Below are 26685 nucleotides of genomic sequence, written 5' to 3' on the forward strand. Positions count from 1 at the left end.
CGAGTTAATACCGGAATTAGCACCGAAATTATTGGATTTTTTTTATTGGAAAATTTAATTTCACTCATTTTTAATAACTCCCGACTAATAAATTCTGGCTAATAACTCAAAACTAACTGCCGCTATAACGCGTAGGTCATGCCTAAAAAGAATTGACGACCAAAGTACTGGATGGTGCCTGTTTGGCTTTGTACACCAAAGTAACTTTTAGTTGGTTCGTCGGTTACGTTGTTCACCTGAAAAACCATGCCTAAGTTGTCATTAAATTGATAAGAAGCCTGATAATCGATCACCAATTCGTCATCGTAATTAACCGTTTGTGCTTCAACCGCTACTTGCTCTGACACAAACTCATCTCGATAACGCGCACTAACACGTGTTTCAAAACCTTGATAACCCCAGAAAAGTGTGGTTTGTAAAACATTTTCAGATAAGCCAGGCAATGTAATAGGTAAGTCTTGCTGTCCTAATTGTGAAATTTGTTGAATTTCACTTTTGGTATGAGAGTAACTTGTACTAAGTCCTAAACCAGACCAAAAATCAGGTAAGAATGAAAAGACTTGGGTGTAACTCACCTCAAGCCCTTTTATATAACCGCCTTTATCATCATTAAACGCCGTTTCAAAATTACCGTTACGAATTTCTAATGGCACGCCACTTAACGGATCTATAAATTCGTCTGGTACAATTAAGCCATTACCGGCAAAGTCATATTCACTGATTGTTTGCGTAACAATACCGGCCGATTCTATGTCTTTATAAAAAAGTGCAAAAACGAAACTACCATCAGATTCTGAAAAGTATCGTTCATAGGAAATATCATACTGATTGGCATAAAACGGTTTTAAATGTGGGCTGTTTTTCGCGTTACCACTGATTTCAGCATAAGTACCACTGTCAGTTGTCACTTTGTTGATGCTCACACTGCTGTTAGAAGCAAGTCGGTCAATATTAGGACGACTCATTACTTTAGCCGCAGCAAAACGTATTTGGTCGTTTGGCGTTATATGAAAATTTAAATTCATTTGATGCAGGTAATCGGTGTAAGTATTTTCGATAATACCCGGTGCATATTTTTGATTGATTAGACCAGCATCATCCGTAATAAACTGCGCACCTAAGTCGGCATTCGCTTGAACAATAACATCGCCATTTTCGTCAATAGCATCTTGTCCGTACGCATCTTTTACCGCTGTTTCACCAACATCTTGTAATGAAGTAGACGCTTGTTTAGTTCGAACAACACGAACACCAAAGTTACCAGTTACTGGAATATCACCAATTTCTACATCAATATTTGCCATGATATAGGCCGCAAAGATATCTTCAAAAACTTGACCACTTTCTTTAACGGTCCAAGCTGTATCTTTACCTAATGGATCGCCATTTATTACACCGCTTGCAGAGCCGCCCCATGTTTGCACAGGTTGAGGTATGCCTTGAGGAAACCAAGCATTTAATACTTTGTTTTGATCAAGTGCTAAGTAACTTGGAAAAGAAGAAAAATCACCCTTCCAGTCAACCACGGTAGCCATATCTTCAGTGATATTTAACGGTTTTTCTTTCGAATTAAAACCACTATCACTACCAAATTCATATACTGAACGATCGCTGCTGTATTCTCTTTCTGAATAACGTGCACCAAATTCCACAGACGAAATATAATCTGAATCAAGGGAATACTGAAAATCAACACGAGCAGCAATAACTTCATCAGAATTCACATAAGGATAAATACCGTATTTTGTTACCATAACGCGGTTTACATCAGTTAATGCATCCGCTTGATTTAAACTAACATCAGGTAAATCTAAGCCATTTAATAAATAATTTATTGATACGTTATTATCAAATTCTGGCTGCACAGCATTAGGATCGTCAGCAACTAATGACCAAATTAAACCGTTTCTAAAATCACTGGTAGCTGATGAATAAGATAAATCTACCGCCATATTAAAGTTGTCGGTGATTTGCCAATCAGCATTTATACCGAAACTTTGTACTTCATCAGAATCACTATTGTCATCATTAACGATTTCAACACGCGTTGAACTATTAGAAGTTCTATTAAACGTACCGCCTATTACTGAGTTGTCTATAATAGTCGGGTTGCCTATTGCCGCTTGGCTACCATCAAATTTCACTCGATAACCACGAGCAAACTCTTCCGAGTCAAATTTCGAATAAAAACTATCAAATTTTAGACTAAAGTTATCAGCGGGCTGCCACTCAAGGGTCGCTACAAAACCATCTCGGGTTTCTTCCCCTCCTTTGTGTTGCAATTCAAAACCTTCACCGACATATTCTTTAGCGAGGTGAATTCCCTCTTCTTTGGTTGGTCCATTGATATCATCAGCTAAGCCGTCTACATCTCTTAATTTACTGTAGTTAAGCCCAACAAATTGTGTGGTGGCACTTGGCTGAAATAAACGCGCATAACCCAGAGCGACACCAAAGGTGTCATCAGAAAATTTACCTTGGTAAGAAACACTAAAACGATGACCAGTTGATGTGGCATCAGGTACGTCACTTGCCAAATCGTTATACATACCACGAGCATTTACATTAAAAGAATGTTGTTCTTCATTTTTCAAAGGGCTGGCAGTTTTTAATTCAACCGTACCTGCCACGCCACCTTCAATAAGTGACACTTTGGGTGATTTGAATACTGAAGCTTGTGATATCAGTTCTGAGGGATATTGGTCAAATTCAACACTACGCTGACCGCTGGTTGATACTTGCTCACGGCCATTTAATGTTGTGGATACAAAACCGCCTGACATACCGCGAATATTAATTTCAGCAGCTTGCCCCCCTGTTCTTACGGCAGAAATACCAGGCAAACGTGTTAAAGCATCTGCCATTGAAACATCAGGCAGTGCACCTAAATCATCCGCAGTTATTTGCTCTGATACGGTATCTGCAAAACGTTTTTGATTGATAGATTTAATAAGTGAACGTCTAAAGCCAGTAACTTCAATCACTTCAATTGTTTCAATCTCTTCTTCTGCACTAATTTTTGCAGCAATCTTTTCTGGTTCTACTGTGGTTTCAACCGCTTCTTGAGCATAAATCCCCCCAGAAGACACCATAACACCACAGGAAAGCAAGGCTATTGAAAGCTTACTCGGTTTAAATTTACGCATAATTTTCCCCCCATATTCATCCATGAAATATTTTTATTATCAGTTTTCTAACTGACTTCGTTTTTATAATTTCAACTTAATATAAGGGGCGAATTTTTCTTTAGATATGTTTTGCATACGTATTCAACAATACGTAAAAATCAAAAAATAATTAAACAGAAGTAAAAAATATTAAAACTAAATTGGCATTAATGAGCCGCTATCCCATTAATATTGGTGTTCAGAATGTATCCATAACACCAATAAATCGGAATAATAAATCGACAAACCGTACAAATTGATTACATTTGAATACGTATGCAAAATAGCGCTACACAAATTTTATTGCGCTGTATAAAGCGTAAATTAAGGCAACACTAAAGGTGTTATGGATGAACTAGAAATAAACGTTAAATGGAATAGTTATAGTGTGAGAAGTAAAATAGACACCTACATTACCGCACTCTGTGGATGAGTTTTTTAATCGTTTTCTAGGGAGATTTGATATCATATTGCTTATCTAACTTGTCACTGATAGCTCAAAATTTAAATGCTATCGAGGTCATAAAGAAGTCTGAATTTTTACCTTCACTCTCTTCAATAAAGTCACCAACATTGCTGTGAGTATAAAAGCTCTGAACAGATAAAAAGTGAGTGATATCCCAAGTTGCTATGACATTAAATTGTGTTCCATAGAAGCTGTCGTTACTTGTATCAGATGTTAATAACACAACCCCAGGATTTACATACAAGCCATCACCTTTTGAGGCTCGCCATAGAAAATCTACACCTGCGAATACAGTTAAATTAGGTGCTAATCGCAAATTAACAAACGGCTGAATATCCTTAACATTACCTGGTGCAAACAAGGCTGACTCGGATACATAGGCGGCATTAGGAAATAAAGCATTATATGTGCCCAGTTTATCGTCTTGAGGATCACTATCACCACTAGCATAATTTATGCGTAGCCCAACGTTATCTATCCAATGGTAGTTATCTATAAGCAAACTAGTTTCACTGGCAAGCCCCCATGCGGAAATGTCATATTGTTCAAAATCGCCAAACTGATAAGTTAGCTCGTAATCAAATTGTATAGGCCCAGTTGTTTTATAAAAACGTGTTCCTATACTGTGACGTTCTTCTTTTCCTACGCCTTGTTCGTATACTTTACGGTCATGATTATAACCATAGTAAAATAGATCCATCGATACGTCATTCTCCCAAGCGATCAACGCTTTAGCATGAACACCGTAAAATCTTATAGCTGAAGTCGATGAGTCTTTGAATGACTCCTTTTCGGCTTGTACTTCTTGCATATAAAAAACATCAAATGCGCTTTTTAAATCACCGTTAACAGTGAAATTAATGCCATCGAACGCTCTTCTTTGGTTCGGGCCTTCTCTTACGCCTGTTTTTTTACCTCCGCCTAAAATAAACTCTTGACGGCCAACCTTAAACTCTCCCCAACCAGTATGACTTTCATAAAATGCTTGTTGGATATCTAACGCTGACTCATCTAATGGGCGTGGACCATGAGTTAAACCTTGCTCGGTATACTTGGCAAGTTGCACAAATAACCGAGAAGATTCAAATTGTAAGTCCGCATGTAACATGAAGCGTTGTAATCGAGAGTTTGAAGAGTCATCAGATACTAAGCCGAACATTTGATTTGAATAGTGCTCGTAACGACCACGGTAGTCACCGCCTATTGTTAAGTAAGCTGTATTGCTTTTATTTAGCGCTATGTGCTTAAGCGCAGCCAATGTTTCATCTTGCTTAGCCTCAAAATCATCATAATTTTCAAGCCAGCGGAAAAAGTGAAGCCGTTCTCCCCAATTTTCCGAGTTCACTTCAGCCCAAGCTGAATTCGATATAAAAATAGTGCCTATAAATATAATAATTTTTAATGAATTCAACATGGGCTGATACCTTTTACTTAACTAATTACGCTTTAAATTTGACCAGTTCTAAGCCTATTTCAAGCCAATTTGGCGATTCCAGTCTGCGTTATCCCAGAATAAATACTCTTCAGCGATCCGTCCATTCTCCCAACGGGCGATGGTTGCAATCTTGAGACTAACCTTTTTACCCGTAGGCTGTAACACTGTGCCATCAGGCAAAGTTAGTGGTTTGATCCATTTGCCTTCTGAGATGCTAATACCTGCGGTCCATTCGCCAAACCCAAACTGCAAAATGTGCTCGGCCACTTTAAAATCGAAAGTCTCGAAGAGAAACTCAAGTTCTTCGACATGCGGAGCCGCCGGCTCGGTAATTGTGCCATCAGGGTTGTAAACCTTAACGTCTGTCGCATGAATCTGTTTGATTAGTTCTATATCGCGATTGTTAAATGCGACCAAATCCAGCTCATCGAAGGTTTTCAGGTTCTTGACCGTAGTCGCTCGTTCTGCCTTATGGCTGGCAACTTGAGCCTCCAACTTTACGATCTGTGCTTTGAGCTCAGCAACGGATTCACCTGCAAAAGCGTTTCCGGCTAATAAACTCAATGCTACGGTGCTTGATATTAATAGTGATTTAATTGATTTCATCGTTATCTCCTAGTTTTCATAATGGTGTTTGTTGAAATAAATGTGTTACCACAGCGTTATGCTTTCAACTTGAAGATAAGTGTAAGTCAGGAATTATATTTTCTATATAGTGATAAATGAGAAAGTATTTTTCTCAATATAAGAATTTAAAAGTATTTTGATGGACGACGAACAAGAAAGTCAACTTAATCGCTGACTTTAGACATTCATGTATGAAGTGTGTAAATGGTTACTTGTGCTATAAAAGTTCTATAAAAAAGGTATAGAAAAGCAGTGCTAGAGTTTACAGATCTAAAGAAAGCATGTTTCTTCAATATTATTGAATAAGTAATCTATAACCGATTTAATAATGGGACTTCCAGTACTTTTCTGGTGATACAGAATTGAGATATCCAACTCCATTGTTTTTTCTGGGAGCAATTCAATTAATCGCCCTTGACGAATACCCTCGTTAACAAAAACCTCGGGTAATTGGGCTAACCCCACACCGGCCTCACACAATTTAACTACGCATTCAGCATCATTAACTTCCATGGGGCCATCTACATGAACACTATTTATGCCCCCGTCAGCGTTAGTAAACCCCCACCTTTTGGCATTTGCTACTGAATTATCAACGATACATACGTGTCTATTTAAGCTTTCTGGGCTCAAAGGAGCACCATGTTTTTCAATATAGGCAAGACTCGTTACTAGTCTAAGCGCTTGTTTTCCTATTTTCCGGGCAATAAAGTTTGAATCAGGAAGTTTACTTACCCTTAAAGCAATATCGATTCCTTCTTCGACCATGTCATTGAAATCGTCTGAAAGTAATATATTTAAATGGATACCAGGAAACTCAAGATGAAATTTAGGCAATACATATTCACAAAGTTTTTTCCCTAGAATCACAGGCGCTGTTAACTTAACTGAACCGATAAGTTCACTATTATCTACATTTTTGGGTTGTTCGAGTGACTCGACAGCGACGACAATATCTTTGATTTTGTCGTAATAAGATTGTCCTTCCATACTAAGCTTTAGGCTTCTAGTTGAACGATAAATCAGTTTTCTTCCTAACCAGACCTCCAACTCATTTAGATTTTTTGAAACAACGGAATTAGCAATACCGAGTCTTCTTGCCGCCCCAGACATAGAGCCTTCTTCAATAATTGCATTGAAAATGGTCATTGCTTTTAGTTTATCCATCTAATTTCTCATATTGGAAAATATATTTTCTTATTTTGCTGTATTCAGAAACAAAGTCAAGTTACCTATACTCGTCCCAACTTAATCATTAATTGGAGTTAATAATGTCACCATTGAAATTACCAACAAGAGTTGGTGTGAAACCAAGAACCAATCCATTACCGCCACATTTACAGTATGACCAATATAGTCCACTAGAAATATATCAGTCGCTTGCTGATTGGATGTTTAATGCTTTCCCTAAATCTAGAGAGCACAAAACCTTGATTTCGGTGCCATCAAGCAGAGCAATGTGGCTTGATGAGAATATTAAAAACACACCAAGAGATGGTTTTATGCCGCCTCCAACGGCAAGTCGTGAATTTGCTCATTTACATAAAGATGGCAGCATTCATGTTTGTTTACCACAAAAAGATATTGATGCTGTATATGACGCTAAATGGGGTGAGCCTCATCCATACAAAAAGCACGGTGTTAATGAAATTTTAGTTTATGCACCTCAAAATAAAAAAGAAATGGAAACCTTAAAACAAGTCATTGTTGCCAGTTATGAGTACCTAACAAACGAAGTATATGTACCTATTTACCAATAAATGGCAGAGCTAATGCCTTGGTGGGACAGCGATGTAAAAGGAACTTATAGCCTTGGCAGTTATTTTAAAAAAATGATTGATGGAAAATTAATCCCCGATGCTGTTCAAGCGTTATCCGATGTTGTAAAACACTTTGAAACTCAATTATAGGAGTATTAATAATGGCTTATATGAAACAAGGGCTATGGCAGTCATCAGGTGACTTATCTGAACTGCAACATGTCGATATTTTTAACGAGTTTTCTACTTTAGAAAAAGGTCGATTTCATTTGTACGTTTCGTATGGGTGTCCCTTTGCTCATAGAACCATGCTTGTTATTTCTCTACTAGGATTAGCAGAGTATGTGTCAATCTCCTCTATTGCGCCGCTTAAAGATAATAGTGGCTGGGAGTTTAGTGATGAACATTCTGATCCACTAAAATCAAGACGTTATTTATATCAAGTTTATCAAGATGCCAAACAAGATTACTCTGGCCGTGTATCGGTACCAGTATTATGGGATAAAAAACTCAATATTATTGTTAGCAATGACTCTTTGGGAATAAGTAAATGGTTAGCGAAGCAGGACGTCTCGCGCTCTAGGGTAGACTTAATACCGGAGCAAGATAAAGAGAAGATTGAAGAACAATGTCAATGGATTAACACTCATATCAATACATTACCCTTTAAAGCAGGTTTTACCAACGAGCAAAATCAGTACGAAGCAGCAACGTTAGCGTTTTTTGATAACTTAAAGGTATTAGATAATAAGTTGGCTCAGCATCAATACTATAATGGCGTAGACATAAGCTTGAGTGACTTATTGATTATTCTGACCTTAGTGCAACTCGAATTGGTTTACGCTACTCATTTTAAATTGAACTATCAGCCGCTTAGCCATTTTGAAAATATTTACAAATACCTTACTCATTTAATGAGTTACCAAGCTATCAGATCCACCTTCCATATAGGTTTTATTAAAACAACCTATTTTGCTGGGCAACCTGAGATTAACCCTTCTCGGCTCATAACCAAAGGGCCCATTGTTAATTGGCTCGATAATAGTGAGAAAAGGTTCCCCTTCTTTGATGTAAGTACCGTAAGTAATGATGCTTGAATCAGACACTAGAAAAGTAACCTGGTTAGAACTATTTTATGATTTAGCTTATGTCGCCGTTATTGCAAAAATTGTACACCATTTACCTGAATATACTGATCATTTGTCCCACTATTTTATGGGGTTAATTATCTTTATTCCTATCTGGTGGTGTTGGGCAGGCCATACTTACTTTGCTAATAGATTTGAACGTAATGATACCTTTCAGGTGATTGCTGTTCTGGCTCAGTTATTTGCTGTTACTGTATTGATCACTTCAATCAACCCTTTATTTAACGGGCATCCGCAGCAGTTCATTTTGGGTTACTTCATCATTCGACTACTTTTAGTCGTGATGTATATTCGCGAGTGGAAACTCAATGTGGAAAATAGGACAATATTAAGACACTTAATCGTAGGATTTAGCTTAGGCTCTGTCGTATGGATATCGTCATTATTATTCGAATCGACAATAATGTACGCTATGTTAGCACTGTCTATTTTGATTGAAATTATCGTGTTAGCGCTAAATTCAAAATCACTCAAAGCTTATGCGACAACACATGCTGAGCATCTGGCTGAAAGAACAGGACTTTTTACCATTATCATGTTGGGTGAGGTCGTTGTAGCATTGGTAGTCTTTTTAGAAAACGCTACCGTAACATTAGAAAATCTGGTATTAAGTGGCACGGGATTTACCATTTTGGCATTAATGTGGTGGCTGTACTTTAGAGTATCTGAACCACTCATTGAAGATAATCCTATTTTAGATAGTCAAATACATGGTTACTCAAACTTGCTGATTTTTATCAGTATCATTGTAATTTCTACCGCAATTGCAAGTTGGGGAGTGAAAGATCAAGGTGTAATCATTTGGCTTACAGCATCAGCTTTGACACTCTTTGTCACTACACTACAGCTCATTTTAGGGCAAAGCTCCGTTTACTCGAACCACAGGGGACTGAACATATGTAGATATGTTAGTTGTTTTGTACCTGTTGTACTCGCAGCCATTTTCTCTCAAGCAGACATGAATGTATTACTCTTTAACTCGCTAATGATCCTTTGGTTGTTTGCGATTAATTACACTTATAACTTCACCATATTTATAAAAAAAATTAGAGAATGATTTAAAAAAAATTTAACCCTCAGGCTTATTGCCGTCATCGGGAAATATTTAAAAAAAAGGAATAAAAATATCTTATTTTAGCGAGAAGCGGAATATTTGTGAATATCACAGCTAACTTCCGCTTAGCGCACTATCGAAACGAGAACAGTAAGGCACTAAGCGGTATTTCGCATAGGTAAGTTTTGATGGTATTTTTGGGTCACAGTGATACGAAAACTGACCTTAATAAAAATATATTTTAATTGGTTTCAATAATTATATTTGCACGTCCATTTGATCGCGGATCAGTACACTTGCCATGAATATAACGTCCGTTTGCTGAGAAAGGTCCTGACTGAGCTATATTATTAAAATCACCAATTATAAATTGATCAACCACACCTGTTGTTATGGATGCATCAGTAAGACCTTTCTTACCTCTTGAACGATTATTTTTGTTGTCTGACCACCACATTAAGTACAAGTCGACGGGCTCATTCTCATCCACAAAAAATATATCATTATCGTTATAGTGCTTAGATAACTCACCTGTCTCATCAGCTAAACAAGCTTCAAAATCATCAATACATTGGATCACAGAATCACGAGCCAGTAACCAGCCGTTTTGTGCAAAACCACTCGCATACCCTAGACGGGGATTATATGACTTGGGATTGAAAGTATTAGGTCGTTTAACTCTTATTCCATAACCATCAGGTAAATTATCTTGTATTTCTTGAGGAAGTTTACCTGCGTCAGACACTGGTATAAAAAGTAATTCCCCACTACGCGCATCCTTCATGCCCAATGGCCCTGCATAGGCAAAAGTCACAAAGTTTTTCAGGTTCTCTTTACATGCTGGCACCTGACTGGCTCCTACTATGGGCTGTTCGGAAAATACGGGATCATACTTATAGACTCCCCAATCAACGTCTTTTGACCCAGTCAAAGTACTAAAAAGCACTGAACTTTCCCGCGGACGAGGAGCCCCCGGAAGCAATGCGCAATGGTATTCACCATCAGGATACGGCGAAGCACTAGGATCACCTGGTTGACCTAAATCTATACATTGACCAGGAAGATTGATTGTTGAGCCATCCATTGGATTCTTTATTTCGCGTGGACACTGAAAAGGATTTAGGCTTGCAGCAGAGCAAGGAATGTATCCTTCTTCCAACGCAAGTCCTAATATAGTCGGATCAGGTGATGGTACTCGTGATGTTTCAATAATATCAACAGGAGAAGCGAAGCTCCAGTCATCCTGACTCGTAAATCCACAAAAGAAATTAGGTGGCGTGTTACCAAGACCAAGATAGATATTGGCTGATCCCGCTTTTGGATCCGTAGGCCCAACAGCAGTAATATCACATTTTCCTCTTACCGGCTCTGCAAAACCATTTTTAATAAAATGATTATCATTACGAACTCTTTCCCCCTCATAAGCGGGTAAATGTGCGAGCAGGTTACCGCTTAAAAAAGTAAAACTTAATATGATAGCAGTCAATATAGATTTTTTTACAGATAGACCATCGTTACATTCAATCATTGGACTCCCCCTCTATAGCGTATGAAACAAATGTTAATTATAGTTATAGTATAAAAAATATTATTTTTACAGAAGCCCTCCTTGTGATATGGGAGTTATTGCCTGACTGCAAAAAATGTCCAACCTATTAAAAAACTGACCAAAGCAAAAGTCATCAATACGGTAAAAATATAAATTTCAATTAACGATTTGAAAATTAAATACTTTAAGATATCTTAGAGATAATACTGTAGCTTTCTCATACAAAGGAGTGCTCATACCTATGACCGTTAATAAGTACTTAAGGAACTGCCATGGAAAAATATATAATATTTTTTAGAGGGGTCAATGTTGGAGGTAAAAATTTATTACCCATGAAGGAGCTTGTTGCTCTGCTACAGAAAACCGTATTTGAAGAGGTATCATCTTATATTCAAAGTGGTAATGTCGTTGTACAAAACTCAACTAATCCAGCGGATGTCATTAATAAAGTTGTGTTAGATAATTTTGGGTTTTCCCCTGAACTATTCGTCTTGAATGAAGCTCAATTTAATAGCGCGATGGAAAACAATCCATATCAGACATTCGAAGGTAAGTTCGTTCACTTTTATTTTTGCCACAATGCCATTGAGTTAAACAAGGAAAAAATGGCTAAATACCTCGCTGAATCAGAAGCCTACTTTGTAAAAGATAAAGTATTTTATTTACATGCCCCTAATGGCATTGGCCGCTCTAAACTTGTCGCTAATATAGAAGCTTGTTTAGACCAGTCAGCTTCAGGTCGAAATTTAAATACCGTCAATAAAGTCAGTACTATGCTAACAAAAATGTAAAAGCCCTACAAAAAGTAGAGCCTTTAATTAAAACCCGTTTGTGTTGTATTAATTTATGGTAATCAATATAGTTATTAGGAGAACATATTTTTCAAACTATCCGCTAGCTCAACAAAGCGTTCTTTCATACTACGTCTCACTTTAATACTAACGCCACTGAAAATAGAAACACCTTCAATAATAATAGTTGGAGTGTTTTGACTCTGTTGATTAACGGTATGAGATCTTGTTTGACTCGGTGATATATTATCAATACCACCAAAAATGCAGAACGCTTTTGATACTACATTGACATTTTCAGGCACATAAATAGTATCACCACTAAATAAACTGAACATTTTAATACGTACTACTTCTTGGCTAAACTGAGCGTCAGTAAAATCAATATCAGTACCACTGAAGATACTTAGATAACGGGTTTCTTTAGCAACCCTCCAAACACCTCCACGAGTACTGCCACTAAAGATATTAACCATATAATCTAATTCTTCTGCTTCACCTGCCACATAGTTTGGTGCTAAGTCTTGCTTTTTACTTTCCACAAAAGCTTTATCAACGGCTAAGGGTAAGTCGCTGGTTAGATCGACTAAGTCTTGATGATTGGCCAATTCCATGGCTTGGTCTAAACGACGTTCAAAAGCCTCATAAGATAATTCAGCATGACTATAATTCATGATCAATTGATCAATCACTTCACTACGAACTGTTTCAATAGGTCTGTCTTTTAAGGTAACTGTCATTTTACTTTCCTTGTGCTTTTAAGTTTTTCGATTACTTAGTTACAAATGAATAACACTGTAACAAATAAAGAAGCAATGACAATGCCAAGAATATTAACGATAAAATACAATGAGTTGAAAATAAAAAACAAAATATGAATGAGGTAAGTACAATTATCTGGTTATTTTGACCAAAATAAAGGGAATAAAGCGGGGTAAAGTTAAAAAAGTTTAATAAGTTATTCAGGGAGATAATATAATCATTTAGCTTAAAACTGTATGACGGCGATAAAGATAAAGCACTCATTTTTCAAATGGTCGACGTTAGTCAATGAGTACTTTATACATCTTAACTGTGAAATACACCAATAAGATAAGTGACTATTAGTGAAGTACAGTGACTATTAGTGAAGTACAGCGCGTATTGGAAGACCCGCACAGATCTCAGCTTCAGCAATTAAAATCTCTTCTAAACGCTTATCAACCTCGCTTTTATCACAATACTCATAAGCAAGCTCAACAAATAAGTTTTTATGCTTTTCTTCTGATTTTGCAATGGCTACATAAAGGTCTTTATCTTTACCTTCAGGTAATGCCTCTGAAACTAACCAGAATTTTTCATACCCACGGGCTTCTATTACCGCTGCAACTAGTAATCTATCCATTAAAAAGAAGCTGGTTCCGTTACGAAATAATGCTCGAATTTGAGTAATGTATGGGTCTTTTTTATCTTGACCTAATGTCACATCTCGAGCCACAAGTAACTTTAATACTTGTTTGAAGTGAATAAGCTCTTCAATAGCTAAATCAGTCATAGTACGGACAAGTTTAGCTTTATCTGGATAATGAGATAACATTGCCATTGCCATACCTGAGGCTTTCTTTTCCGCCGCCGCATGGTCTTGTAAAAAACTGTTAAAGTCAGCCATTACAGCATCAACCCAATCTTGGCCAGTGTGGTGTTTCAATTCAAACATATTTACTACTCTCTAAGACTATACCCGTTCCACTTGAAGATGCTCGTTACAGGAAGTCTGAACGATTCATAATCAAGGCGTATATATTTATTTAATGAAATTTATTGACGAAATTGGCATGATTTTACCTGTGAACTTTTCACTCTACAATAGTTAACCGTTGCACCTTTTAACAAATAGTTTATCGAGACTAATAAAGTACCTTATCAATTCGCCCTTTATTAGTAGATTCTACTTTTAAAGCATTGTTAAGGTGTTGCCAGGCTCTTACTTTACCGCCAATATTAATTTGTTTAAAACCGCCCTCTCGTGCCTTTTCTCTATCAATATTAAGAAAAGATAACATGGCCAAGTAACTCTTTTCATCACTTACATCAATAGTAAGTAAATCTTGAGGTCTTTCTTTAAAATAGTCAGAGATCCCTTGCTGATGACGACTATAACAATCAAGCAAGAATTCATCCTTGCTAATGTTATCCTCAGTTAATGGCGAAAATACTTCACTATAACAACGTTTTATATGGGGGTTAAACCCTCCATCAGTACGTTGTAGGTTAACCATCATGCGTTGTAAAAGCTGCTTAATTGAAGGAAGCCAAAGTTCTGGAGCGCGCGTTAAGTGAATAAATTGACTATTAGGAAAGTCTTTATCAAGTTGTTGGTAATCACAAAATATTGGTGTATCGGCTAATACCTGTGCCTGAGAAAAGGAATCTTGCGTATAAGCATTATGAGCCGTTTTAAAACCTTGTTCTAGCATTGCTAAACACACACTGGTGGTTGCCGTTCTCGGTAAACCAATAATAAAAATTTTCTCTGTCGACACTTAAGCTAAACCCTTTATAAGTAAAGTATATTTCAGTAAAATCACACTAAAATCACATTAAAAATATGCGATTATAACTTATTTTTTTGGCGCTGTTGGATTTTGATTATTAAAAAATTGTTCGAATGAATTGCTTTTAGAACGTACCGTAAGAAGTATGGACGCTATCATGCATAAGAAAGAAGTAAATAGCTGCATAAATATCGACAAAATTCAATAAATATTTATATAACAAACGTCCAATTGACAGTGATCAATAAATGCCTTATTTATGAGAGCATACTGGAATATATACCTAGTACATATCTAGCACATAACGAGTAAATATTAGCCAAGGAAAATTCATGACAGCACAAGACGAGCAACGTGATAGTGTCAAATGGGGTGATTACTTACAATCAGGTAATCGTATTTTTATCGGCTCTAATGCAGCCGTACCTAATGCCTTAATAGATGATTTGATAGCCAATAGCAAAGGGCTACATGATATTGAAACCGTTCATATTTTAACTTTATCCGAGAATGTTTGGGCGAAACCTGAACATAAAGACTTATTTAAAGTAAATAGTTTGTTTATTGGTGGTAAAAACATTCGTGAAGCTATCGCTGAAGGGCGTGGAGATTACACCCCTTGCTTTATTTCTGATGTACCACGTTTATTTAATGAAAATAGCTTACCGCTAGACGCAGCACTGATCATGGTGAGTCCTCCCGATGAATACGGTTACTGTTCATTAGGCGTGAGTGTAGATATTGTTTCTGCCGCAGTAAAAGCAGCCAAATATGTCATTGCCCAAATAAATCCTAAAATGCCACGTACCAATGGTCATAGCTTTGTTCATGTAAATCAAATTCATAGCTGGATAAATGCAGAGCAAGATTTACCACAAATTTTTGCCCCTGAAATGGATAGACGTACTGAACAAATTGGTCAATATGTTTCTATGTTAATCGATAATGGCGCTACCTTACAAATTGGTATAGGTAAGATTCCAGAAGCGGTATTAACCTATTTAGGTAACCATAAAGATTTAGGCATTCATAGTGAAATGATCTCAGATGGTGTGATTGATCTCATGCTAAAAGGGGTTATCAATAACCGTAGAAAAACCTACCACAAAGGCAAAGCCGTAGTAACGTTCTGTATTGGCAGCCAAAAATTATATGACTTTGTTGATGGTAATCCTCATATTGAATTTTACCCTTCAGAACATGTTAACTCACCTGTTAAAATTGCTAAAAATGACAACATGGTGTCCATCAATAGCGCCATTGAAGTAGATTTAACCGGACAAGTGGTTTCTGACTCTATTGGTTATCAATTCTATAGTGGCATTGGTGGGCAAGTAGATTTTGTTCGTGGCGCTTCTTTAAGTAAAGGGGGGAAAGCAATTATAGCCCTGCCTTCCACTACCAAAGATGGTACAACTTCTCGTATAGTTGCCCATATAACTGAAGGGGGTGGCGTAGTGACTTCTCGATGTCATGTTGCCTTTGTAGTTACCGAGTTTGGTATCGCCTCATTACAAGGTAAAAGTATTCGTGAACGTGCACTAGAGCTGATTCGTATCGCTCACCCTAAATTTAGAGATAAATTGCTTAACGATGTTCGTAAACATTATTGGGTGCCTGAGTATCAAGAAAGCTCTCCTAGCTCTGTGCCTGAACTAGGCACTATTGAAATGAAGCGCTTTAATTTTGCTGATATTAATTACACGTTAAGGGCATTAGCGCCGGCTGATGAACGTAAACTACAAGAGTTTTTCTATTCTCATAATAAAGAAACTTTAATCATGCGTTACAACCATCATATTACCCAGATGACGCGTGAAAAATCCTGTAATTTGGTCAGCGTAAATCAACACACAGATCTTGCTCTCTGTTTTACCAAGAAAAATTCTTTAGGTGAATCGATACAAGCCGTTGCTCGATATTATTATATTGAAAGTATTAATAGCGGTGAGGTGGCTTTTGTTATTAAAGAAAGTTTACGTGGTCGCGGCATGGCAAGTACCCTATTGGGTGAGATGATCGCCATCGCTAAAATTCGTAAGCTTGATAGTTTAGTTGCCTGTGTGCGACGAGATAATGGCTCTATGTTAAAAGTCTTCGAACGTTCAGGCTTTGTACGCCAGCCAAGTGAAGATTTTGATGAAGTTAGTTTACAACTAACGTTAACTACACCGGAAACGGGTGATACTGAAAAACACTAAAATAATAAGGGATAATTATGCCAGTAGGAATAATAGGCCACTATCGATGTGGTGAACATAATATGGGTGAGCATCACCCAGAAAATGGTAAGCGCTTAACGGCCATTTCAGATCAATTAATTCGTAGCGGCTTAGACTATGTCGTGCGTCAGTTTGATTCAAAACCTATTGATAAAAGCTTGCTAGCCTTAGCGCACACGCAAGAACATATTGATTTTGTTTTTGATAATGCACCAAGTGAAGGCGAAGAGAACTTTACTGTAGGTGAAGATTCTGTGATGAATGAAAAAACACTCACTTCCATTATGTATTCAGCAGGCGCTGCTGTTGATGCGGTAGATTTAGTGATGGAAGGCACCTTAGGTGCTGCATTTTGTGCCACAAGGCCTCCTGGTCATCACGCAGAGCATGATAAAGGCATGGGTTTCTGCTTTTTCAATAACGTAGCCGTGGCTGCCGCGTATGCCAAACAAAAGTATGGTTTAAAACGCGTAGCTATCGTGGATTTTGATGTTCATCACGGTAACGGTACTGAAGATATTATAAGAAATCACTTTAATGCAACACCAGAAGATGACAAAGGTTATCTATTTTGCTCAAGCTATCAATATCCACTCTACCCGTTTGAAATTGAAGAGAGTGATACTCCACCGATAATCAATACACCCTTAGCGGCAACGACTAAGAGTGAACAGTTCCGTGAAAAATTAACGGCACATTGGTTACCTGCCCTGCATAAATTCAAACCTGAACTGATCCTTATCTCAGCTGGTTTTGATGCACATATTGAAGATGAGATGTCACATGTTAGTTTGACCGAGGCGGATTATCGTTGGATCACCGATGAACTTAAAGTCATCGCTAATGAATATGGTAAAGGTAGAATTGTTTCTGTGCTTGAAGGCGGTTATGCCCCAAGTGCGTTAGGAAGAAGTGTCGTTGCCCATGTAAATGGTTTGATTGGTAACTAATTTGCTTTCAACTGTCATTCTATAGGATATTTCCTAATAAAAAAGCGGATAAGTCATATGATTTATCCGCTTTTATTTTGAAGCACTGTTAATTAACATGCTAGAAGTACCAAGCTAGAGACAACTGTGCATGGTCATCATTGCTTATGGTATACAGTAAATCATTCGGCTCGTTACTTTGTAATAACCTCACATCAAAACTCGCAATAAAGTTATCACCAAATCGACGACTAGCTTCAATTAAGAAACTAAAAGCGTTGTGATCTAAATCACTGCCAAAGCCCATGAGTAGTTCGCTACTTTGCATGTCATTAAATGCCAATCGAGCACCTAAAAACAAATCATTTTGCATTAATGAGCCTTGCGCACCAAGGGCTACTTCACCACGAGAATCCCAGCTATGCTCCATCAATAAACCTAAGTCGAGGTTAGTATCAAACACACCAATAAAGCTGTATTCAAAACCCGCTTGCGTTGCCCAGAAATCTTCCAAGCTAGTGCTACGATAGATACTTTCAAACTTCCATAACCAGTCACCCAAGGTAGCTTGAGCATCAATACCTAACTGATCCATTTGAGAATAATATTGCACTAAACTTGATGATGGTGCTTGTGGTGATGGACTTAAATAAGCCTCTCTGTTGGTTCCATGAAACCAATAAGCGCCTAGGTCAAAGTCACCAACACTATGTGCCCAACGAAGAGCAAAATCTAGATGCTGTTGACCTGCAGACGACTCATAGCTGACGTTATCTTCATCAACTACTAAAGGTCCACGTAAACGTCCTTCTTCGCCAGCATAGGTTCTTTCTCGAAAGCCTGGTAGTAAAAATACATCAACAATTCCCCAGTCATTCACCAATGATAAGTTGACCATTTGCTGACCGAGTTTGTCTTCGCCATCAAAATCTTCCACGCCATCAGTTTGGTTTATCACGTCAACCAAGTGTTGAAACTCGGTAACGCCCCAAAACTCTTTGCGAATACCAACGCGTAATTCCCAATCATCACTCGCATGAATATAAGCAAGTTCACGAATATCACCATGAGTTCGTTGCTCATCATGACTATCAACGCGATAAAACGGCGTAAATAAAAGGCTATCATTACCATTATTCCACTGCCAATAAAACTCAGGCTCTACCGAGAAAGAAGTTTGGCTATGACTCAATTGCTCGGAATAAAGCGCCTCTTTGAAAAAGTAACGCTGCTCGAGGGCAATATTACCTGATGCCTCAAATTCAACGTCAGTTGCTACTTCACTGGCAGATAGAGGGTTACTAAGTACTAAACTAGCGCATACTGCCATAGCAGATACAGACGACTTGGCTCTGCTGCCGAACACTTTACTTAGCGCTTTAGTTAAAGACATATTTGAAGGCTTATTTAAAGGATTTTTTAAAGATAAGTGCATTAGCTTAACGGGCGCGTTTTAATGAGTTACGGTTAAAGTCACTGTCTGACAAGCCGGTTTTAAAGGCATAGTTAGTCCATTTAAGTTCAGTGCTTTTACCATTTTGGTGATTAATCATTTCTTGGATATCTGCACGCCAATGCTTCGCTATATACTGCTTATAACCTTTAAAGGATAAAGTCTTTAGTAATGAATCTTTACGGTCATAAAAGTCAATTTTATGAACACGGTACTCTTCTGTATCAATCCATACTATACGGCGGGTGTAACCTGAGTTTTCATCCGCTGGGTATTGCTCAACTTTGAAACTTTTTAAGCCATTTAATTCTTCTTCACCTAAATATTTATAGGTGTATTTTTCAACTTCAAAAGAACTTAAATCTTCAAAGGCAAATTCAGAGCCCATGAAAGGTCCCGATTTATTACGTGATGAAATACGTTTAACACGCTTTAATGCCGGTAAAAATAACCATTGCTCATCAGCGTCAATCGGATGAGAAAAGCTCAAAAATGCGGTGCCTTTTACATCACGTGGTTTATTAAATATTGTTAAGCTTTTATCACCATCATCAATAACTTCTAATGACTTCATCTTAATTTCGCGGATGCTTTCTTGACCTTGCTTATTACGCAATAACATCAACATATCAGCAGTACTGTCTTGCCAGCCTAAATCACGTTTTTTAGCTTCCAGGGAAATATCCAAGCCTTTTTGTTCTTCTGCACTTAACGCAAAAGAAACATTTGAAACAATCAGCAAACTGAGTACAGACAAAGCACTAATCAGTAATTTTTTAGTTAACATGTAAAAATCCTTATAAAGATTTATCATCATAATTGATAAAATTGTTTGGTAAACCGCGGTTCTATTAAACCGCTTTAATTGTTTGTTAAGTTGTTGCTTCAGCGGTCACTGCTGCATTCTCTTTTACTTCACTTTTGTTCTTGTCCAATAACATCAATAACGGAGGCAGGAATAAAAAGTCAACCACAAGCGCTACAAATATGGTTAGTGCGGTTAAGAACCCCATATCAGCATTCATTTTAAATGACGACTGTGCCAGTACAGTAAATCCAGCAACTAATACAAAAGTGGTTACCCAAAGTGCTCTACCAACATTATCAAAGGCATAGTGTACTGCTTCTTTGGTATTAGCATTTTTGTCACGTCTTGCATGAAGGTACTTACTTAAAAAGTGAACGGTATCATCAACAACAATCCCTAAAGTCATACCAATAACAACCGATAAACCTAAGCCTACTTGCCCACTGTATAATCCCCAAATACCAAATCCTATGGCTGCTGGTGCCAAGTTAGGCAACAAACTGATAAGGCCAAAACGCCAGCTTTTTAACGCTACACCTAATAAAATAGAAATTAGAATTAACGCTAACGTTGTGCCAATTAGCATACTGGTAATGTTACGTTGGCCAATATGGGCAAACATTAAACTAGGGCTAGCAAAATCAACTTCATACTGCGGCGCATGCTTACTAAACCACTGGATCATGTCTCGTTCAACAGTAATCAATTCATTACTGGTCATATTCTTAAAGGTAGCAACAATTCTTGATGATGATTTATCAACATCTAATTGGTTATTTAAATCTAAGCCATAAGGTAAAGACATTTCATACAACAATAGATACTGTGCTGACATTTCCTGACTGTCTGGTAATTTATACCAATTAGGATCGTCACCGTGCATATTTTTATTTAAACGTTTTAACGTATCGGTAATGGTATTTACGTGATCAGTTTCTGGGCGTGCACGTAACCAGTCACTAAAGTCTGACACACTGTTCAAATATTTAGGATTATTTATGCCGCTTGCTTCACCCGTTTTAACCGAGATCTCAACCATCATCATGCCTGATAAGTTCTCTTGCATAAAATCAGTCGCCACGCGGTACGGTACTGTTTCATCAAAGTACTTCACAAAATCATCATTGAGCTCATTGTTAGGAATAAACATAATAGAGGAGATAATAAATATACTGGTTAAAGGTAATAAGGCTTTACGCTTGGCTATAACAAAATCTGCTAATTTAGCCATGATGTCTTTTTTATTTTCTGGCTGCACTTTAACGCGTACAGGTAATACTGTTAGCAATGCAGGGAATATAGTAATAGAAAAAACAAACGCCAACATTACACCAATCGCAACTAAGTTACCTAAGTCTCTAAAAGGTGGTGAATCAGAGAAGTTCATACTTAAAAAACCAATAGCTGTAGTAATACTGGTCAAGAAGATTGGCTGTAAGTTAATTTTAATACTGCGTGCAATCGCCGTACGCTTATCAGCGCCTTGGCGCATCTCATAAAACATAGAGGTTAAAATGTGAATACAATCAGCGACAGCCAGAGTCATAATCATCGTAGGCGCAGATGAAGATGGTCCGGTTAAATAGAAGCCTAACCAACCAGCAAGCCCCATGGTAGTAACAATACTCATAATGATAATAAGCACGGTAGAAATAGTACCTGTTATGGTTCTCAGCAATAAACCTATGGTAACTATAACAACAAGAAACATCAGGGGAATAAGGGTTGAACTATCACTAATTGAAGACTCACCAAATGAAGTATTCATCATCGCCATGCCTGATAGATAAACGTCAAGCTCTGGGTGTTCCGCTAGAAATTGAGTTTTTATAGCGCGAACGCTAGCCGCAACTTCTGGCGTTTCGGCCATTGGGTTAACACCCGGGAACTGCACCGTAACATTAACAATAGAAACATGGCCCGTTTGAGAAATAATTTTATTAACTAATAGTGGTTCACTGATAGCAATTTGTTTTATCTTTTCGAGCCTATCGCTAGTTAAGTTTTTAGTCGACATAACAAGATCTTCAACGATCATGTCATCTTCTTCAGCATAGGTATATTGGAAGTTAGTAACTGAATCAACACGGGTTGAATACGGTACTTGCCAACTTTCTTTAGTTAATACTTTTAACGCCGCTAAATGCTCAGCCGTAAAAACATTGCCATCTTTAGGCACAACAACAAAAGAAACATTATCGCTTTTGTTATAGACCTTTTGCATCGATTCAAAAGCCGTTAATTGTGGGTTTTCTTCACTAAAGAACACGCGATAGTCATTTTTAAACTCTAACTTTTGTGCCCCCGTTCCAGCCAGCACCATAAACGTAATACAAACAAGTATTACCCAAAATGGATTTTTGCCGACAAAATTGTAGAGTTTGTCTCTCATTGCTAAGTCCTTATTTATCTTTATAAAAGAAGTATTCTATCGATGACGAATCGTCACCTGACAGGTCAAAAAAATGCGGTTAATCACCGCACATCATTTATATTTATTTAGCTAAAACTATTAAAATTTAGCTCACGTCCTTTTGCACTAATTAGCGCTAATTCTTCTGGAAATAATTCAGCCAATGCAATTTTGAGTTCTGCACAATGGCTTATGTCTTTTGTTAAAGGTTTCCACCCCATGCCGTCATAAAGCATATTGCTAAGGTTAAAAAGTTCACGTTCAACAATTAAACTCGTTCTGCCACTGCACTGTTCAACTTCACCAGAAAGCAGAGTGATAGCACCATACGCCATAGACCAATTACTAAAGCATAATTGCTGTATATCCATATTCATAGGAAGTGAGAGACTATTATCGTTTAAACCGTCCTCTACAATGCCGTGAATAGACGTCATTAACTTAACTTCTAATTGCTCCCCCTCATTAATATGCTTTTCACTTGATTTTCCCACTACATTAGGCGATTTTGCGCAAAGCACTGTTTGAAACAAGGCGGGGTATAACATCGCATAAATAAGGTAAGAGAAATTTAATAAAAGCATTCGCGAACGTGAACAGCCTTTAAATTGATATGCGCGATGAAAAAGATCGCCAAGTACTTTGATAGAGTAATTACTGATAGCTAAAAGTAAATCTTCTTTGCCAATAAAGTGTTTATAGACAGTACCCTTTGAAAACGGCACTTGAGCAACCACTTTATCCATGGTGAGGTTTTCAATACCATTTTGTTGGATAAGAAGCACCGCTGAGTTAATTATTAATAACTCTCTTTCTTTTAGCGCTTTTTTATCGAGTAACTTAGGTGGTGTCATAGTGTCTACTTTTATAAGTGTGACGAATCGTCACTGACGTTTCGTCATCTTACAATAAGTGTAACTATTGTCAATACAATTGTAACTAGAATGTACAAGCATGCTTTAGTTCATAGTCCTAAAGAACGCTTGTAAAATCATTGCTAGATATAAATAAGGAGACTTAAATGTTCTACTCAACTTAAACAAATAACATATATTTACTTATGATTTGATAGTATATTAATTAAAAACCAACAAGATAATTTAATAAAAAACTTTCATTAACCGCCTCACAACTCATTGACCGTGAATAAAGAAATACTATTAAATATGGTTTAGAATTAAATTATACCAATGGATTGGATATTAATTATGATTATTGAACAGGAAATCTCATCACTGAAAGTTGGGCATTACGTTGTTGAAATAAAGCAACAAGATGGTAAACACAAATTACGATCACCAAGTCATATAAAAAGCACTGCTGTGTTAAAAAAGTTAATTCACAAAGGAGTAAAGACTGTACTAATTGATGATGAAAAAACTATTGTAGTTGAACTCGACAATATAACTGAAATCATTAATGAGCCCTTTATTCAACTTCCCGCAAATGAACTGACTCCAGAGAAACTACAATCAGCCAAGCATGTTCTTACCGAATCAAAAGCAATCCTGAATAGGGCATTTAGTGATGCTAAAAATGGTTTTGACCTTGAACTAGAGCCAATACTTCAAGTAACTAACAAGTCGGTCGATGCTATTTTTAATAACCTCGATTCTTTATCCTGTTTAGTTAACATTCGTAAAAAAAGTGAATATTTACTCGAACATTCCATTTCGGTTTCTATTTATTTGACCCTATTTTCAAGTTATTTAAATATTGATAAAGCGATTGTTTACGATATGGCAATTGGCGCATTCTTACACGACGTAGGAAAAATAATGGTTCCTGATGACATACTTAATAAACCAGGAAAACTTACTGATGATGAGTTTTTTATCATGAAAACTCACGCTAATCATTCTGCTGAGATTATTAAAGGTATTGAGGGGATAAATAATTTGAGCTACGAAGTAGCGGCTTTTCACCATGAAAAACTTGATGGAACGGGTTACCCATTCAGACTTAAAGCAAATAAAATTAGCAAATATTGTCGGATGATGAATATTTGCGATATTTTCGATGCTTTAACCTCTAACAGATGTTACAAAGATGGTTTTACTCATATAAAAGCATTTACTATCCTACGTAATCTAGCTGAAGGGAATAATCACCTTGATAGTGGGCTCGTAGAGCATTTTATTAAAGCAATTGGTTTATATCCTATTGGTTCTCTAGTGCAGCTAAACTCGAATAGGATCGCCATCGTCGAACGACGAAATCAATCAGACTCTACTCGTCCTGGTGTTCGTCTATTTTTCGATTCTGAGAAACACGAATATCAAGATACAGAAGAAATAGATCTATCTAACAGCGATAAATTTATTGTTAAAGCTGTTAAGGCTAGTGATTTTTCACTTGATATGGATGATGTTATTGAATTTTTGGCTAAACAAGCTTAAATTTTGTCTTACTGGGCTTTCATATTAGTAATTAAGTGAATATGACAGTAACTCAATTAGAACATTCGTTGATACTGAGCACGTGATATTCGTAAGATAAAGGTCATTAGTAAGCACGCTAGTTATAGGCTTAACCATACCAGAGGATAATAAAGATCTTAGGGAAGTAGTACTTGTCTTAGTGTAAACCTAAAGGGATAAAATGTTTTATCCCTTTACTTAGAAAACATTCTAACCGAAGATAGCTCTCATCAATCCAATAACGTGTTCAACACTCTTACCAGCTTTAACTTGCTTAAGAATGGTATCTCGCTTAGTTTGAATGTACTCAGGTACACCCTCTTCTGCTAAAGCTTGATCAACTACTTCTTCTGGTGTTAGCTTAATACGACCACGACGACCTGACTTGTAGCTACTTTCAACGCTATTCAACTTTTTATCACGAATACGTAAATAATTAGAGGTAAAAGCAAAGTCTTCATCAGCGAACATAAACAAGTCGACTAAAATTGCGCGAACTTTCCAAAGTTTTAGTTCTCGTTCATCTTCAGGTGCATCTTGATGCCACCAAGCAAAAGTTCTTAAGGTGCCAATCATATCCTGCCAGTAACTTTCAAAATCAAAAGCATTAAACTTAGCTATCGAAAGGCCTTGGCAAAATACATCTATTTTAGCATTGGTTAATGCGATAAATTGATCTGGACGTTTCATCGCTAATAAACGAGTAGCGGCTGCTAGAGGTGCTTTTTCACCTGCTTCTTTATCGACATTGTAATCGTTAAATATTCTTTTGTAGCTATCAACAAATTGTTGATACTGCTTTGGCGTTACATCACCTGTATCTGGGATATGGCTTAAGGCTAAATCAAAGCTTTCTGGTTGTTGTGCTAATAAAGTATGAAATACTTTAGCGCCTTTGGTTGAAGCAAACCATTCTACATCAAAGTTATATTGTGTATGGCAATGCTGACTGGTATGTTTACCAGCAAAGGCAAGACGTTCTATTTCAGTCATTTCTTTTAAAGGTTTAACTTTTATTCTTTCGATATAATCTAGTAACGCTAATCTTTCTTCTAGCGCATGTAAAGTTGCTTGTTGTTCGATAAAAAGTGTAAATATTGGCCAAGGTGCAATACGTGCCATTTTAAATTGGCTAACACTTGCGCCAAGTACAAGTACTTGCTCTAGTTTTTTCAGGCTAGGTAGTTGATGTTCTTCTAGCAGCGCCATATTAATTCGGTTACGACAGACATCAATTAACTCTTTACACCAACCAAGAAAATCTTCAGGTCTATTATCTACTTTAACGGCTATAAGGTTTAAGCTTATTTCAGTAATGTATTTTAAAGAATTTTGGTATGAAGCATTTTCAGCATCACTTAAGGCCATTTTTACAGGGGAAGATAACAACTTTCTCATTAGAGAATAAAACTCCAGTATTACATCAGTTCAAATAGACGATCACAGAGGTGATTACAAATATAATCGCAGTGAAAATTAGATATTCAGAAAAGCAAAAAGCCCGTCACTTTCGTAACGGGCTTCTCTGAATAGAAGTTTAGCAATGTCCTACTCTCACATGGGAACTCCCACACTACCATCGGCGCAACTGCGTTTCACTTCTGAGTTCGGAAAGGGATCAGGTGGGACCACAGCGCTATTGTCGCTAAACAAAAAAAGTACAATCTTAGAAAGCTTTGCTCAATGAGCTATAAATATCGTTTGGTTTTCTTAGTTTCAAGTAACACGTAAGTACGTGATGTTTTCTGTCAGTCTTTATACAAATCACTCAGCGTTCACTTCTCAGCAAAACTACTTGGGTGTTGTATGGTTAAGCCTCACGGGTAATTAGTATCAGTTAGCTCAATGCCTCGCAGCACTTACACACCTGACCTATCAACGTTGTAGTCTCCAACGACCCTTTAGGGGA

At 37.2% G+C, this 26685-nt stretch carries 21 protein-coding genes and 2 rRNA genes; 8 read left to right on the top strand and 15 right to left on the bottom strand.

The annotated features are described in order from the left end of the window. Positions 1-122 precede the first annotated feature (122 nt). The 4 genes from ESZ36_RS02730 to ESZ36_RS02745 all read right to left on the bottom strand — a co-directional run bounded on the left by ESZ36_RS02730 (position 123) and on the right by ESZ36_RS02745 (position 6862). Positions 123-3146 carry a TonB-dependent receptor gene (locus ESZ36_RS02730; RefSeq protein WP_146783157.1) on the bottom strand — a complete coding sequence of 1008 codons (3024 nt, stop codon included), beginning with the start codon at positions 3144-3146 and terminating at the stop codon, positions 123-125. A 518-nt stretch (positions 3147-3664) separates the two neighbouring features. Further along, positions 3665-5047 carry an alginate export family protein gene (locus ESZ36_RS02735; RefSeq protein WP_146783160.1) on the bottom strand — a complete coding sequence of 461 codons (1383 nt, stop codon included), beginning with the start codon at positions 5045-5047 and terminating at the stop codon, positions 3665-3667. A gap of 54 nt (positions 5048-5101) precedes the next feature. Further along, a complete protein-coding gene (locus ESZ36_RS02740) occupies positions 5102-5674 on the bottom strand; it encodes an ester cyclase (RefSeq protein WP_146783163.1) in 573 nt (190 codons plus the stop codon). 291 nt (positions 5675-5965) lie between these two features. Then, entirely contained in the window at positions 5966-6862 is an 897-nt protein-coding gene (locus ESZ36_RS02745; protein ID WP_146783167.1) for a LysR family transcriptional regulator, read from the bottom strand. Between the two features lie 104 nt (positions 6863-6966). On the opposite strand from ESZ36_RS02745, the gene ESZ36_RS02750 reads away from it, so the two are divergent. From ESZ36_RS02750 to ESZ36_RS02760, 4 genes are read left to right on the top strand one after another with little or no spacing between them, the layout of a single operon-like run. Continuing rightward, positions 6967-7455: a luciferase domain-containing protein gene (locus tag ESZ36_RS02750; protein WP_146783170.1), complete on the top strand. Its 489-nt coding sequence runs from the start codon at positions 6967-6969 to the stop codon at positions 7453-7455. A 12-nt stretch (positions 7456-7467) separates the two neighbouring features. Beyond that, positions 7468-7605, top strand: coding sequence for a hypothetical protein (locus ESZ36_RS22475; protein ID WP_170235755.1), 138 nt, complete (start codon positions 7468-7470; stop codon positions 7603-7605). An 11-nt stretch (positions 7606-7616) separates the two neighbouring features. After that, positions 7617-8552 (top strand): glutathione S-transferase family protein, encoded by a 936-nt coding sequence (locus ESZ36_RS02755; protein ID WP_146783173.1) that lies wholly within the window; start codon positions 7617-7619, stop codon positions 8550-8552. Next, on the top strand, positions 8542-9660 hold the full coding sequence (locus ESZ36_RS02760; RefSeq protein WP_146783176.1) for a low temperature requirement protein A: 1119 nt from the start codon (positions 8542-8544) through the stop codon (positions 9658-9660). The genes ESZ36_RS02755 and ESZ36_RS02760 overlap by 11 nt, the downstream gene beginning before the upstream one ends. A gap of 238 nt (positions 9661-9898) precedes the next feature. Here the strand turns inward: ESZ36_RS02760 and ESZ36_RS02765 are convergent, their stop codons facing one another. Continuing rightward, a complete protein-coding gene (locus ESZ36_RS02765) occupies positions 9899-11185 on the bottom strand; it encodes a hypothetical protein (protein WP_146783179.1) in 1287 nt (428 codons plus the stop codon). A gap of 293 nt (positions 11186-11478) precedes the next feature. Here ESZ36_RS02765 and ESZ36_RS02770 point away from each other — a divergent pair, with 293 nt between their 5' ends. After that, a complete protein-coding gene (locus ESZ36_RS02770; RefSeq protein WP_146783186.1) occupies positions 11479-11997 on the top strand; it encodes a DUF1697 domain-containing protein in 519 nt (172 codons plus the stop codon). Positions 11998-12071: 74 nt separating this feature from the next. Here the strand turns inward: ESZ36_RS02770 and ESZ36_RS02775 are convergent, their stop codons facing one another. The 3 genes from ESZ36_RS02775 to ESZ36_RS02785 all read right to left on the bottom strand — a co-directional run bounded on the left by ESZ36_RS02775 (position 12072) and on the right by ESZ36_RS02785 (position 14519). Next, a complete protein-coding gene (locus ESZ36_RS02775; protein WP_146783189.1) occupies positions 12072-12737 on the bottom strand; it encodes a LiaF domain-containing protein in 666 nt (221 codons plus the stop codon). A gap of 383 nt (positions 12738-13120) precedes the next feature. Next, positions 13121-13693, bottom strand: coding sequence for a tRNA-(ms[2]io[6]A)-hydroxylase (locus ESZ36_RS02780; RefSeq protein WP_146783192.1), 573 nt, complete (start codon positions 13691-13693; stop codon positions 13121-13123). A 190-nt stretch (positions 13694-13883) separates the two neighbouring features. Further along, a complete protein-coding gene (locus tag ESZ36_RS02785) occupies positions 13884-14519 on the bottom strand; it encodes a sulfotransferase (protein ID WP_146783195.1) in 636 nt (211 codons plus the stop codon). A gap of 344 nt (positions 14520-14863) precedes the next feature. Between ESZ36_RS02785 and ESZ36_RS02790 the strand changes: the two genes are divergently transcribed. Continuing rightward, positions 14864-16732 (top strand): bifunctional acetyl-CoA hydrolase/transferase family protein/GNAT family N-acetyltransferase, encoded by a 1869-nt coding sequence (locus ESZ36_RS02790; RefSeq protein WP_146783198.1) that lies wholly within the window; start codon positions 14864-14866, stop codon positions 16730-16732. 17 nt (positions 16733-16749) lie between these two features. Beyond that, positions 16750-17703 carry a histone deacetylase family protein gene (locus ESZ36_RS02795; protein ID WP_146783200.1) on the top strand — a complete coding sequence of 318 codons (954 nt, stop codon included), beginning with the start codon at positions 16750-16752 and terminating at the stop codon, positions 17701-17703. Between the two features lie 100 nt (positions 17704-17803). Here the strand turns inward: ESZ36_RS02795 and ESZ36_RS02800 are convergent, their stop codons facing one another. The 4 genes from ESZ36_RS02800 to ESZ36_RS02815 all read right to left on the bottom strand — a co-directional run bounded on the left by ESZ36_RS02800 (position 17804) and on the right by ESZ36_RS02815 (position 23210). After that, on the bottom strand, positions 17804-19075 hold the full coding sequence (locus ESZ36_RS02800; RefSeq protein ID WP_246128962.1) for a hypothetical protein: 1272 nt from the start codon (positions 19073-19075) through the stop codon (positions 17804-17806). Positions 19076-19121: 46 nt separating this feature from the next. After that, on the bottom strand, positions 19122-19922 hold the full coding sequence (locus ESZ36_RS02805; RefSeq protein WP_211357749.1) for an outer membrane lipoprotein-sorting protein: 801 nt from the start codon (positions 19920-19922) through the stop codon (positions 19122-19124). 85 nt (positions 19923-20007) lie between these two features. Next, on the bottom strand, positions 20008-22335 hold the full coding sequence (locus tag ESZ36_RS02810) for an efflux RND transporter permease subunit (protein WP_146783209.1): 2328 nt from the start codon (positions 22333-22335) through the stop codon (positions 20008-20010). Between the two features lie 107 nt (positions 22336-22442). Beyond that, positions 22443-23210: a TetR/AcrR family transcriptional regulator gene (locus tag ESZ36_RS02815; RefSeq protein ID WP_146783212.1), complete on the bottom strand. Its 768-nt coding sequence runs from the start codon at positions 23208-23210 to the stop codon at positions 22443-22445. A 354-nt stretch (positions 23211-23564) separates the two neighbouring features. Here ESZ36_RS02815 and ESZ36_RS02820 point away from each other — a divergent pair, with 354 nt between their 5' ends. Next, the gene (locus tag ESZ36_RS02820) at positions 23565-24755 is read left to right on the top strand and encodes a cyclic di-GMP phosphodiesterase (RefSeq protein ID WP_146783215.1); all 1191 of its coding nucleotides are present in this window, start codon (positions 23565-23567) and stop codon (positions 24753-24755) included. A gap of 231 nt (positions 24756-24986) precedes the next feature. Here the strand turns inward: ESZ36_RS02820 and ESZ36_RS02825 are convergent, their stop codons facing one another. The 3 genes from ESZ36_RS02825 to ESZ36_RS02835 all read right to left on the bottom strand — a co-directional run. Beyond that, complete coding sequence (locus ESZ36_RS02825) at positions 24987-26174, bottom strand: hypothetical protein (protein WP_146783218.1); 1188 nt, start codon at positions 26172-26174, stop codon at positions 24987-24989. Positions 26175-26311: 137 nt separating this feature from the next. Then, positions 26312-26426, bottom strand: a 5S ribosomal RNA gene (rrf, locus tag ESZ36_RS02830). A 156-nt stretch (positions 26427-26582) separates the two neighbouring features. Next, a 23S ribosomal RNA gene (locus tag ESZ36_RS02835) occupies positions 26583-26685 on the bottom strand; the annotation flags it as partial.

Origin of the sequence: Colwellia demingiae (assembly GCF_007954275.1) — a bacterium.
Lineage (GTDB): Bacteria > Pseudomonadota > Gammaproteobacteria > Enterobacterales > Alteromonadaceae > Colwellia > Colwellia demingiae.

Bases quoted from the DNA above. Each gene is read 5' to 3' on its own strand.
- ESZ36_RS02730 (WP_146783157.1), bottom strand. From the start codon at position 3,146: ATGCGTAAATTTAAACCGAGTAAGCTTTCAATAGCCTTGCTTTCCTGT.
- ESZ36_RS02735 (WP_146783160.1), bottom strand. From the start codon at position 5,047: ATGTTGAATTCATTAAAAATTATTATATTTATAGGCACTATTTTTATA.
- ESZ36_RS02740 (WP_146783163.1), bottom strand. From the start codon at position 5,674: ATGAAATCAATTAAATCACTATTAATATCAAGCACCGTAGCATTGAGT.
- ESZ36_RS02745 (WP_146783167.1), bottom strand. From the start codon at position 6,862: ATGGATAAACTAAAAGCAATGACCATTTTCAATGCAATTATTGAAGAA.
- ESZ36_RS02750 (WP_146783170.1), top strand. From the start codon at position 6,967: ATGTCACCATTGAAATTACCAACAAGAGTTGGTGTGAAACCAAGAACC.
- ESZ36_RS22475 (WP_170235755.1), top strand. From the start codon at position 7,468: ATGCCTTGGTGGGACAGCGATGTAAAAGGAACTTATAGCCTTGGCAGT.
- ESZ36_RS02755 (WP_146783173.1), top strand. From the start codon at position 7,617: ATGGCTTATATGAAACAAGGGCTATGGCAGTCATCAGGTGACTTATCT.
- ESZ36_RS02760 (WP_146783176.1), top strand. From the start codon at position 8,542: ATGATGCTTGAATCAGACACTAGAAAAGTAACCTGGTTAGAACTATTT.
- ESZ36_RS02765 (WP_146783179.1), bottom strand. From the start codon at position 11,185: ATGATTGAATGTAACGATGGTCTATCTGTAAAAAAATCTATATTGACT.
- ESZ36_RS02770 (WP_146783186.1), top strand. From the start codon at position 11,479: ATGGAAAAATATATAATATTTTTTAGAGGGGTCAATGTTGGAGGTAAA.
- ESZ36_RS02775 (WP_146783189.1), bottom strand. From the start codon at position 12,737: ATGACAGTTACCTTAAAAGACAGACCTATTGAAACAGTTCGTAGTGAA.
- ESZ36_RS02780 (WP_146783192.1), bottom strand. From the start codon at position 13,693: ATGTTTGAATTGAAACACCACACTGGCCAAGATTGGGTTGATGCTGTA.
- ESZ36_RS02790 (WP_146783198.1), top strand. From the start codon at position 14,864: ATGACAGCACAAGACGAGCAACGTGATAGTGTCAAATGGGGTGATTAC.
- ESZ36_RS02795 (WP_146783200.1), top strand. From the start codon at position 16,750: ATGCCAGTAGGAATAATAGGCCACTATCGATGTGGTGAACATAATATG.
- ESZ36_RS02800 (WP_246128962.1), bottom strand. From the start codon at position 19,075: ATGTCTTTAACTAAAGCGCTAAGTAAAGTGTTCGGCAGCAGAGCCAAG.
- ESZ36_RS02805 (WP_211357749.1), bottom strand. From the start codon at position 19,922: ATGTTAACTAAAAAATTACTGATTAGTGCTTTGTCTGTACTCAGTTTG.
- ESZ36_RS02810 (WP_146783209.1), bottom strand. From the start codon at position 22,335: ATGAGAGACAAACTCTACAATTTTGTCGGCAAAAATCCATTTTGGGTA.
- ESZ36_RS02815 (WP_146783212.1), bottom strand. From the start codon at position 23,210: ATGACACCACCTAAGTTACTCGATAAAAAAGCGCTAAAAGAAAGAGAG.
- ESZ36_RS02820 (WP_146783215.1), top strand. From the start codon at position 23,565: ATGATTATTGAACAGGAAATCTCATCACTGAAAGTTGGGCATTACGTT.
- ESZ36_RS02825 (WP_146783218.1), bottom strand. From the start codon at position 26,174: ATGAGAAAGTTGTTATCTTCCCCTGTAAAAATGGCCTTAAGTGATGCT.